Genomic DNA, 10,631 nt, shown 5'->3' on the forward strand with positions numbered 1-10,631 from the left:
CCTTGATGAGAGATGTTGCAAGCGCCGTGCCAGAGATTTTTTTACAACCTCAACGATGAACATCAGAACGTGAAATTGAAATGACACATTGATTCATATTCACCCGGATCTCTAAGCTGATACAACTGCAAAGCTGCTCTTAACTCTTTGCGAATGTCCTCGGAAGGCACTTCTAAGGCAGTTGCAGTGTGATTAATCATGAGATCCGCGCCAGGACTAAAATTCCATGTCAGATTTGTACTGCCATCTTCGTTCTTGCTGTAATTAGTGGGATGAAGGCAGAAAATCATGACCTTATTTTTGAAGTAAAGAATAAAATTTTCACTCCCTAAATCATCTCGAATCGGTTCCGTTCTAATGAGAAAGATGTTTTTATCGCGATCAAATATCCAGTTTTTGATACTGGGGAAGCGGTACTTTTTCCGAACCGCTTCAATATTGAATTGAACATAGTTTTCGGGTGAAATTTTTTCGTAGATAAAAGCCATGTGCGACTCCTTGAAATTTATGTTTGAACGAGCGTAGCCCGAGCACGATCACGTTGACTGATGGGTAATTGACACGTCGCTTCTTCAGACTGCGAAACCAAAGCATGCAAGCTGGTATGACTGAATCTTGCAGAGCAATTCATTGCCTATCGCTCCCTCAAACTCTCACTGCCCGCCTTCTGAATCGGGCTCAGCAAATACTCAATCACTCGCCGCTGACCGGTCTTGATCTCTGCGGTCAGGTTCATGCCGGGGACCAGCTGAATCATCTTTCCGTCCACATCAATCTGCTTGGTTTTTAGCGCCAGCGTCACCGGGAAGATCGCGCCGCGTTTTTCGTCGTTCACCGCATCGGCCGTGACGCGGTCGACCTTTGCGGATACCGTGCCGTAGCGCGTGAAGGGAAAGGTCTCGAGCTTGATCTCGGCGCCGTTGCCGACGTTCACAAAACCGATGTCCTTGTTTTCCAGCGTTACCTCGGCGGTGACTTGTGCGCCGTCGGGCACGATGATCATGAGTGATTGCGCTTCTGTGACGACGCCGCCGGTGGTGTGGATGGCGAGCTGCTGCACCACGCCGGCGACGGGTGCCTTCAGCGTGGTGAGGTTTTCGCGCTGGGTGGCTTTGGCTTGCTCTTGTGTGGCTTGTTGGCGTTTGAGGTCGGCCTGGGCTTCGCGCTCGTATAAGGTGCGGCGCACTTCGGCCAGGTAGGCGGCGCGGGCGTTTTCGCTTTCGTGCAGGGTGGCTTGCGCTGCCCGCAGGTTGGCGCGCTGGGTGGTCAGGTCGCGCTCTAGCTCGACGCGCTCTCGGGTTTTGTCTTGCGTGGCGTGGCCGGAGATATAGCCCTGGTCTACCAGTTGCTTGAAGTCGGTTTCACGTTTCTGCGCCATGGGCACTGTGGTCTCTAGCTTGGCAACCACGGCTTGCGCTGTGGCTATCTCGGCTTGGCGGCGGCTGATTTCTGATGACAGTTTGGCCAGTTTGGCGGTCACGTCACCCCATTCGCCTTCCAGCTGGGCCTTGACGCCAGCTACCTCGCTAATAGACCACTCCTTGGGAAAATCAGGCACGTATTTGGCCTGTAGCCCAGACCCAGCTTGCGCGACCTGCTGCAAATTTTGTAGCGCCTGCTGGATGGCGCGGGCGCGCAGGACTTCCGACAGGGCCGACTTGAGCTGGTCTTGCGCGGTGGTTTTGTCGGCGTTGGCGGCGGTTGGGTCCAGCTCAACCAAAGGTTGGCCGGCTTGCACGTGGTCGCCGTCGTTCACCAGCACGCGCTTGACAACGCTGCGCTCCAGCGGCTGGATCAGCTTGGTGCGTTCACTGACCACGATGCGCCCCGGTGCGACGGCCACGATGTCGATCCGGCCGAAGATGGACCACACCAGCGCGATGAAAAACAAGGCCATGATGGCGTAGGCAAAGCGGCGCGGCGCAGGGTGCACGGGCGTGTCTTGCAGGCTCAGTGCAGCGGGCAAAAAAGCGGCTTCGTCAGCCAGGCGCGTGGGGCCGGTCAGCTCCGCACGATGGGCCCACGCGGCGCTGAAGATGGCGCGGTAACGGGCCAGCAGCTCGATGACGGGATGCGGTGGCTTGGGCGGCTGTGCGGGTGCGGCGGAAGCTTCAGCAGTTGGCGCTGCTTGGGCTTCGGGGGCAGTTTCTCCCACGGCCACCACGTCTTCAATGTCAGCGCCTTGCGCTGGGCCGAAAGGCGGCTTGTTCATGCGCTGGCCCCTTCGGTCGTATCGGTAGGCTGCTTGCCGTCTTGCATGCGCCACAGGTAGGCGTACAAGCCTTGCGGTTTCTGAATCAGCGCGTCATGCGGGCCGGCTTCAACAATCTTGCCTTTGTCCATGACGATGATGCGGTGTGCGTGGCGCACAGCGCTCAGGCGGTGGGCAATGATGAGCACGGTGCGGCTTTTGCAGATGTGGGCCATGTTGCGCTGGATGATGGCTTCGCTTTCATAGTCCAGCGCACTGGTGGCTTCGTCAAAAATCAGGATGCGCGGATTGGTGAACAGCGCGCGCGCAATGGCAATGCGCTGGCGCTGCCCGCCGCTCAATGAACTGCCCTGCTCGCCCACCGGCGTGTCGTAGCCCTCGGGCAGCTCGCTGATAAATTCGTGCGCACCGGCCAGCTGCGCCACGCGCACCACGGCTTCAATGGGGGCGGCCGGGTCGGTGATGGCGATGTTCTCGCGCACGCTGCGGTTAAAGAGCAGGTTTTCTTGCAGCACCACGCCGACCTGGCGGCGCAGCTGGGCGGCGTCGATCAGGCTGATGTCGATGCCGTCAACCAGCAGACGACCGCCTTCGGGTGAATACAGGCGCTGCACCAGCTTGGTCAGCGTGCTTTTGCCGGAGCCGGATCGGCCGACGATGCCGATGATCTCACCAGGCTTTACATCAAGGCTGATGCCGTGCAGCACTGGTGGCGCCTCAGGCCGGTAACGAAAGACGATGCCGTCCAGCGTGATGCGGCCTTTGACGGGCGGCAACTGCGCGGCGCTGGTGGGCGGCACTTCGGTGCGGGTGTTCAGGATGTCGCCCAGGCGTGCGACGGAAATGCCGGTTTGCTGGAAGTCTGTCCACAGCTGGGCCATGCGCATGATGGGCTGGGCCACGCGCTGGGCAAACATGTTGAAGGCAACAAACTGGCCAACGGTGAGCTGGTTGTCCATCACCAGGTGGGCGCCGTACCAGAGCGTGGCGGCGTTGACCAGCTTGCCGATCAGGTTGACGCCTTCATGCGCCCAAGTGGCAAGGTTTTGCGTCTTGAAGCTGGCGCTGACATACGCGGCGAGCTGGTTGTCCCAGCGTTTGCCAAAGCTGGGCTCCAGCGCGCTGGCTTTGACAGTCTGGATGCCGGTGACGGTTTCGACCAGCATGGACTGGTTCTCGGCGCCGCGCGCAAACTTGACGTCAAGCCGCTGGCGCAGGATGGGCACGACGGCCAAGCTGAGGCCAAAGTACAGCGGCAGGCTGACCAGCACGATGAGCGTGAGCGGCACGCTGTAAAACAGCATGACGGCGATAAAGATGACCGAAAACAGCACATCAAGCACCACCGTGAGCGCGTTGCCGGTGAGAAAGCTTCGGATGTTTTCAAGCTCGCGCACGCGCGCCACCGAGTCCCCCACACGCCTGGCCTGAAAGTAGGCCAGCGGCAATTGCACCAGGTGACGGAACAGGCGCGCGCCGAGTTCCACGTCGATGCGGCTGGTGGTGTGGCTGAAGACGTAGGCTCGCAAACCATTGAGAACGCTTTCAAACACCACCACCACCACCAGGCCGATGACCAGCACGTCGAGTGTGGTGAGGCCGCGGTGCACCAGCACCTTGTCCATCACAACCTGGAAGAAGAGCGGGCTGACCAGCGCGAAAAGCTGCAGCACGAAAGAGATGAGCAACACTTCACCCAGCAGCTTGCGGTATTTGACCAGGGCCGGCACGAACCAGGAAAAGTCGAACTTGGCCAGCTCGCCTGCCAGCGCAGCATGGCTGGTAATGAGGATCAGTTCACCCGTCCACTGACTCGCGAAAACTTCAACCGACTCGATCGTTGGTCGGCTGGAAGGCGTGGCGGGGTCCTGAAACAGCACGCGCTGGCCATCGCATTGCGCCAGGATGACCGTGCGGACAGCGCTGCCGCTTTTTTCGGCGCCTTTCTCAGCATTTTTCTCAGCGCTATTTGCGGCTTCGTCGGTGGGCTTTAGAAAGGCCAGGGCCGGCAAGGGAACCAGCTTCAGCCGGTCAGCCTTGGACCGGGACAGCTTGGCTTTGAGCCCTAGGTGCTTGGCCGCACGCAGCAAGGTGCTGGAATCGACGTCGTCGCTGGGCGTGATGCCCAGTTGATGCGCAAGGGTGTGCGGATCGGCTGCGACCTGGTGAAAGCGCGCCACAAGGCACAGGGCGGCCAGGGCGTTGCTGGGGGGGGGCGGCGCGTCGGCACCCGGCGCCGCAGCCAGCGTGGGCTGTGCATCCTGGGCCACTGGGTTTGCAGCGGTCAATGGAAGCTCCCGCTGCTGCGGCGCTTGTATTGCGGCGGCGATGCGTGTGCCACCGCGCTCACGCGCGACACAAATCTCCTCCAGCCGCTGTACTTGTTATTTGGCATGCTCTGCACTCTTTGCAGAATGCCTCCCTCGTATTTGTTCCAAACTGTATCGTAAGAAACAGGGCGTGTATCGCGCAGTTACCTTATTTCCAACAGCGGTTTTTGGCATTAATTACAACTAATTGATTACCCACTTCAAATCTGCGAAGCCGACGTAGTGCTTTTGAATTTGAAGCACTTCAGACTTAAAAATTGAGGGGCCAGATTGTTAAAACCGCGCCACGCGCAGACGCTGAACGAGACAACGCGCGGCGAAGAACGATCAAGCGCAAAAAAGAGGAACGCATGCGGACTCGCCAGAGCAAAGGACTTGCCGCCTCCCGCCTACACGCCCGTTACTTTCGCCCCAGCATTTTTCTGTCCGACCACTTGCAACGTCCTATGCGAAAGCGCATTCTTGAGCTACGGCTGATTGTTTGGTGTGCCTGCTCGCCGCTTCCGGAGTTCGTTATGCGTACTGTCTTGCGTCAGTGGCTTTGCATTCTCCTTTCAAGCGCGTTGCTGCCCGGCATGCTGTGGCCGGTGGCGCTGCAAGCGGCGACTGTGCAGCCGCCGGCGGCACAGGCCATGCTTGATGCGTTAACCCGCGCCACAACAGCGGTGGTCGGCATCAAGGTGACGGCGATGGAAGACGCCCGCTCCGCAGAAACGCTGGGCTTGCGCCGTGGCGGCTCGGGGGTGCAAATCAGCCAGGACGGCCTCATCCTGACCATCGGCTACCTGATGCTGGAAGCCGAACACATCGAGATCGTGACGCAGGACAACCGCACGCTGCCGGCGCGTGCGGTCGCATATGACCTGGCCACGGGCTTTGGGCTGCTGCGGCCCCTGCTGCCGCTGCGCGGCGTGGGAGTGGCGCCCCTGGGCAGCAGCAAAGACCTGCAGCCCGGCGAAACACTGATGGCCGTCACGGGCCCGCAGGCCGATGACGATGGCGACGTGAGCATGACGCGGCTGGTCAACCGGCGCGCGTTCTCCGGCAGCTGGGAATACCACATTGACGCTGCGCTGTTCACCAGCCCGCCGGTGCTGGCCGGCAATGGCAACCACAGCGGCGCACCGCTTTTTAACCAGAAGGGTGAGCTGATGGGCATCGGCTCGCTGCTGGTGTCTGATGCAACCGGAGAAAACCGCCGCCTGCCGGGCAACATGTTTGTGCCGGTGGACTTGCTGCGTCCCATTCTCGCGGAGCTGCAGCGCTCAGGCTCCAGCACGCAAAGCCGCAGGCCGTGGCTGGGCATTACGTCCAATGACCAGGGCGGGCGCATTCAGATTCTGCGGGTCAGCAAGGAAAGCCCCGCGGAGCTGGCCGGGCTGGGAACGGGCGATGTGGTATTGGCGGTGGATGATGCCAAGGTGGCCACGCTGGAGGCGTTTTACAAAAAGTTGTGGGCCCGGCCGGCACCCGATGCAGAAGTCCGGCTGACGGTGTTGCAGGGCGCCGAGATCAAAACCATTGTGCTCAAGGCTCAGGATCGGATGCTGTCGCTCAAAAAGCCTGCAGGCATCTGATTTTCATATAAAAACCCTCTGCAGCCCATACAAGTCGAGCGCGAGTAGCTATTGATTTGATAGCAATAAGCCGTCGCGGTGACCCGCCCAGAGCTTACTTGGCTGCCAGGCCATGGGCCACCGTGGGGTAGCGCAACTGCACGCGCAGTTCTTCTTTGAGGCGGCTATTGTCCAGCCGGCGCGACTCGCTCATGAAGCTCAACAACATCAGCGGCAGCTCGTCTTGCGCGGTGCCACGCGCCAGGCGCGGCGGCCGTGGCAAGCCGTAGAGGTCCGCCGCCAGGTCGAAGTAGTCGCCCATCTTCATCTGCGTGTCGTCGCTGGCGTTGCTGATGCGCTGTGGCTTGCCGCGCCACAGGGCTGCCAGGCAGGCACGGGCCAGGTCGTCGGCATGGATGTGGTTGGTATAGACGTCGTCTTCAGCGCGAAGCACCGGCGTGCCTTTGAGCAGCCGTCCGCGCGGCGTGCCGCCTTCACGGTCTGGCGCGTAGATGCCCGGGATGCGCAGCAGGTGCACATGCGTGCCGGTGGCGCGGCCGAACAGCCGCAGATGTGCCTCGGCATGCACACGCCGCTGGGCGCGTGGTGTGTGGGGACTCAAGGGCCGCGTCTCTGGCACCCATTCGCCGCCACAGTCGCCATACACCCCGCTGGTGGAGCCATACACCAGCGATTGCGGCAGGCTGCGCAGGCGCAGGGCGCGCAACAACGCCAGCGTACGCGGGTCCGTGCGCCAGTCGGGTTCGTCGCCAGGGGGAGGCGCCAGGTGCACCACACGGGTGGCCAGCCCCGCCAGGCGCCGCAAAGAGGCGCCGTCGTCCAGATTGCCCTGCAGCGGCGCGATGCCTTGCGCGCGCAAGGCCGGCACGCGCTCCGGCGACGAGGTCAGGGCCATCAGCCGGACATGGCGCGGCAACTTGCGCGCCACACGCAGGCCCACATCGCCGCAGCCGACGATCAAAATCCGCTCTCGGCGGAAGCGAAAAGGCAGTGAGCCTAAGGGATTCAGGTTTGAGGGCAAAATTGGGGCAGCCGGGAAAACCGGCCGAGTCGAGAACAGATACCGCAAGGATACCGAATATGAGCTTTACCGTGACCGTGCAACCCAGTGGCCGGACATTCGTGGCAGAGGTGGATGAACCCCTGCTGGCAGCCGCCATCCGCCAGGGCATTGGCTTGCCCTACGGCTGCAAGGACGGCGCCTGCGGTTCCTGCAAGTCGAAAAAACTCGAAGGAACCGTCCTCCATGGCGCCCACCAGCTCAAGGCGCTGACCCCCGAAGAAGAAGCTAATGGCTTCATCCTGACCTGCAGCGCCAAAGCGACGAGCGATGTCGTCCTTGAGTCACGCCACGTCACCGACGAAAGCGCCTTCCCCATCAAGAAAATGCCGGTGCGCGTTAACAGCCTGGCCAAGGCCTCGCATGACGTGATGGTGGTGCGGCTGCAATTGCCGGCCAGCGACGTCTTCAAGTACCACGCCGGCCAGTATGTGGAGTTTTTGTTGCGCGACGGCGACCGCCGGGCCTATTCGATGGGCAATGCGCCACACACGCAGGCCGACAACCCCGGCGTTGAGCTGCACATTCGCCACATGCCCGGCGGCAAGTTCACCGAGCACGTGTTCGGCCCGATGAAAGAAAAGGAAATTTTGCGGATTGAAGGCCCCTTCGGCAGCTTTTACCTGCGTGACGACAGCGACAAGCCCATGGTGCTGCTGGCCTCGGGCACGGGCTTTGCGCCCATCAAGGCCTTGATCGAGCACCTGCAGTTCAAGGGCATCACGCGTCCAGCCGTGCTGTACTGGGGCGGGCGCCGCCCGGCCGATTTGTACATGGACGAGTGGGTCAAGGCCCGCACGGCCGAAATGCCGAACTTGCGCTATGTGCCGGTGATTTCCAATGCACTGCCCGAAGACAACTGGACCGGCCGCACCGGCTTTGTCCACCAGGCGGTACTGGAAGACTTTGCCGACCTGTCGGGCCACCAGGTGTATGCCTGCGGCGCGCCCATCGTGGTGGATTCGGCCAAGGCCGCGTACGCGGCGGCGGGGCTTCCTGAGGACGAGTTCTATGCGGACTCGTTTGTGACGGAAAAGGAAAAGGCCCAGGCAACCGTACCCGCCGAAACCTGAACCGCCAACGGCCCCCCAAAAAAGCCCTGCTTGACTGTTCAACCGGGGCTTTTTTCATGGGTGCGTATGCCCCTCGTTCACCGGCTAACCATAGGACCAAAGCCTCGCGCAGACGAAGCCTGATTTTTTGCAACAATACAGGCATGAACATTCGACCCGTTTCCCTCCTTCCTTCCCTGCTCGGCAAATGCCTGGGCGCTCTTTTCATTGCCGGCGCGGCATTCTCCGCCCCTATCGCGCAGGCCCAACCCAAAGTCATGCGCATCATCGTGCCGTATGCGGCCGGTGGCCCGATTGACGTGACAGCTCGCCTGATGGCCGAGCGTGTCAAGGACACTCTGGGCCCGGTCATCATTGAAAACAAACCCGGCGGCGGCGGCAACATCGGCGTCGACGCCATCGCCAAAGCGCAGCCGGACGGCATGACCATCGGCATTTCGGCGGTCGCAACACACGCCATCAACCCCTGGCTTTACAGCAGGATGCCTTACAACGCGGCGACCGACTTTGCGCCCATCACGCAGCTGGTGCGAGTGCCCAATGTGCTGGTGATCAATGCCGATTCTGCGCGGCGCCTGAACATCAACACGCTGGCCGACCTGATCAAGTACGCCAAAGCCAACCCGGCCAAGCTCAACTACGCCAGCGGCGGCAATGGCAGCGCCGGTCACCTTGCCGGGGAAATGTTCAAGGCGCAGGCCGGCATTTTTGCGCTGCATATTCCCTACAACGGCGGCAACCCCGCGCAGCTTGCCTTGCTAAGCGGCCAGGTGGACTACAACTTCGACAACCTGGCCACGGCCTCGGCCAACATCAAGGCCGGCAAGCTCAAGGCGCTGGCCGTCACCACCGCCAAGCGCAGCGCCATGCTGCCCGATGTGCCCACCGTGGCTGAAACGCTCAAGGGTTTTGAGATCGATACCTGGTGGGGCCTGGTGGCACCCGCCGGCACACCGAAAGACGTGATCGCCAAACTCAACCAGGCGTTTGTCGCGGCGCTGAATTCGCCCGAAGCCAAAACCCGCTTTGCCACACTGATGGCCGAACCCGTAGGCAATACGCCCGAGCAGTTCGGCGCTTTCATGAAAAGCGAAATGGCGAAATATGAAAAAGTGGTGAAGGCGTCAGGCGCCAAGGTGGACTAAGCTGCCGGACAGGCCCGCAGGTCTGCCAGATCACGAAAATTTAAGCATTTAGTGCCGTAGCCCCTTCTAATCGGGCGCAAGCAGCTATGAAATTTATAGCAAACTTACAGGTCACAGGCTCTTCGACGCCACTGCACCTCGCGAAAAAAAGGCCGGTTCCCGCAAAGGACCGGCCTTTTTTAGTTCCTCACAGCCGCGGAGATTGGCCTTTTCAAGCAGGGGCCGCGGAACCGGCTTTGCCGGGCCGCAGGCGCAGTGGCCCACTCGGGGGGGCAGCGCATTACACAAAGTGAAAAGCATGGGGGCTCACCGGGTCACACGATCCCCATAACGGATGCTAGCCAGCGAACCGCTTTCAAACAGCAGCATGGTCATGAACTGGCCGTACCCGGGGTTGTAGGTCCATTCTTCGACCTGCTGGCAGGTGTTGACCGTGACGTTGGTGGTCGCACCGGTGGAATTGCCATTGGCGGGCGTGGCCGGCGTGACCACCGGCGCCGTGGAGACCGCGCTTTGAATGGGCTTGCAGAACGTGTCTTTCATGACGGGTTCGCCGCATTTTTGCAGGATGGTGCTTTTGGAGTTGCCAATCTGCGCCAGGTCACCCTTGCAGCGCAGCGACTGGGCGGAGGCGCCACTGAGAAAGGATGAAGCCAGAAAGGCAATGATCACGGTGGCGGTGCGAACAAGATTTTGGCTCATAGCGGTTCCCCTTTGTTGGCGGGCTTGGGCATATGCATGCGCGAGACAGGTCGTCTTTGCCGGTACTTTATGCGCAAAAATTTGGCGCCGCAAGACATTTATGCCCCCGCGGCGCCCACGCAAGTTACCGCCTTAATGCAGGCGAAAGGAAGCAGGATGCGTTCTGCCCCTGCCGCCCTGCACCTTCGGTTTACTCGCCCAGGTAGGCGGCCCGCACGCGCGGGTCGTTCAGCAGCTCTTTCGCATCGCCATTCATGGTGACGTTGCCGGACTCCATGACGTAGCCGCGATTGGCGATGCCAAGCGCGCGGCTGGCGTTTTGCTCGACCAGCAACACCGTCACGCCGCGGGCAGAGACGTCTTTCACGACTTCGAAAATCTTGTCGACCATGATGGGCGACAAACCCATGGACGGCTCGTCCAGCAGCAATACCTTGGGACGGCTCATGAGCGCGCGGCCCATGGCCAGCATCTGCTGCTCGCCGCCCGACATGGTGCCGGCCAGCTGGTCCTTGCGCTCGCGCAGGCGCGG

General features: G+C 61.0%; 9 protein-coding genes. 3 read left to right on the plus strand and 6 right to left on the minus strand.

Annotated elements, in window-relative coordinates; translation table 11 throughout:
- Nucleotides 1–62 precede the first annotated feature (62 nt).
- From ABI546_RS10675 to ABI546_RS10685, 3 genes are all read right to left on the minus strand, one after another.
- A complete protein-coding gene (locus ABI546_RS10675) occupies nt 63–488 on the minus strand; it encodes a hypothetical protein (RefSeq protein ID WP_348046575.1) in 426 nt (141 codons plus the stop codon).
- Nucleotides 489–634: 146 nt separating this feature from the next.
- On the minus strand, nt 635–2,212 hold the full coding sequence (locus ABI546_RS10680) for an HlyD family type I secretion periplasmic adaptor subunit (RefSeq protein ID WP_348046576.1): 1,578 nt from the start codon (nt 2,210–2,212) through the stop codon (nt 635–637).
- Nucleotides 2,209–4,458 (minus strand): type I secretion system permease/ATPase, encoded by a 2,250-nt coding sequence (locus tag ABI546_RS10685; RefSeq protein WP_348046583.1) that lies wholly within the window; start codon nt 4,456–4,458, stop codon nt 2,209–2,211. Before ABI546_RS10685 ends, ABI546_RS10680 begins: the two co-directional genes overlap by 4 nt.
- 599 nt (nt 4,459–5,057) lie before the next feature.
- On the opposite strand from ABI546_RS10685, the gene ABI546_RS10690 reads away from it, so the two are divergent.
- On the plus strand, nt 5,058–6,119 hold the full coding sequence (locus ABI546_RS10690; RefSeq protein WP_348046577.1) for a S1C family serine protease: 1,062 nt from the start codon (nt 5,058–5,060) through the stop codon (nt 6,117–6,119).
- 94 nt (nt 6,120–6,213) lie between these two features.
- Here the strand turns inward: ABI546_RS10690 and ABI546_RS10695 are convergent, their stop codons facing one another.
- Nucleotides 6,214–7,140: an SDR family oxidoreductase gene (locus tag ABI546_RS10695; protein WP_348046578.1), complete on the minus strand. Its 927-nt coding sequence runs from the start codon at nt 7,138–7,140 to the stop codon at nt 6,214–6,216.
- A gap of 59 nt (nt 7,141–7,199) precedes the next feature.
- Between ABI546_RS10695 and ABI546_RS10700 the strand changes: the two genes are divergently transcribed.
- Nucleotides 7,200–8,252, plus strand: coding sequence for a CDP-6-deoxy-delta-3,4-glucoseen reductase (locus ABI546_RS10700; RefSeq protein ID WP_348046579.1), 1,053 nt, complete (start codon nt 7,200–7,202; stop codon nt 8,250–8,252).
- A 143-nt stretch (nt 8,253–8,395) separates the two neighbouring features.
- Nucleotides 8,396–9,397 (plus strand): tripartite tricarboxylate transporter substrate binding protein, encoded by a 1,002-nt coding sequence (locus ABI546_RS10705; protein ID WP_348046580.1) that lies wholly within the window; start codon nt 8,396–8,398, stop codon nt 9,395–9,397.
- 306 nt (nt 9,398–9,703) lie between these two features.
- Here ABI546_RS10705 and ABI546_RS10710 read toward each other — a convergent pair whose 3' ends face one another.
- Entirely contained in the window at nt 9,704–10,099 is a 396-nt protein-coding gene (locus tag ABI546_RS10710) for a DUF2845 domain-containing protein (RefSeq protein ID WP_348046581.1), read from the minus strand.
- A gap of 190 nt (nt 10,100–10,289) precedes the next feature.
- A partial coding sequence (locus ABI546_RS10715; RefSeq protein WP_348046582.1) for an ATP-binding cassette domain-containing protein occupies nt 10,290–10,631 on the minus strand: 342 nt, incomplete at its 5' end.

This window comes from Polaromonas sp., assembly GCF_039932935.1.
Lineage (GTDB): Bacteria > Pseudomonadota > Gammaproteobacteria > Burkholderiales > Burkholderiaceae_C > Polaromonas.

Coding starts and splice junctions, on each gene's coding strand:
- ABI546_RS10675 (WP_348046575.1), bottom strand. CDS start 488: ATGGCTTTTATCTACGAAAAAATTTCACCCGAAAACTATGTTCAATTC.
- ABI546_RS10680 (WP_348046576.1), bottom strand. CDS start 2,212: ATGAACAAGCCGCCTTTCGGCCCAGCGCAAGGCGCTGACATTGAAGAC.
- ABI546_RS10690 (WP_348046577.1), top strand. CDS start 5,058: ATGCGTACTGTCTTGCGTCAGTGGCTTTGCATTCTCCTTTCAAGCGCG.
- ABI546_RS10700 (WP_348046579.1), top strand. CDS start 7,200: ATGAGCTTTACCGTGACCGTGCAACCCAGTGGCCGGACATTCGTGGCA.
- ABI546_RS10705 (WP_348046580.1), top strand. CDS start 8,396: ATGAACATTCGACCCGTTTCCCTCCTTCCTTCCCTGCTCGGCAAATGC.
- ABI546_RS10710 (WP_348046581.1), bottom strand. CDS start 10,099: ATGAGCCAAAATCTTGTTCGCACCGCCACCGTGATCATTGCCTTTCTG.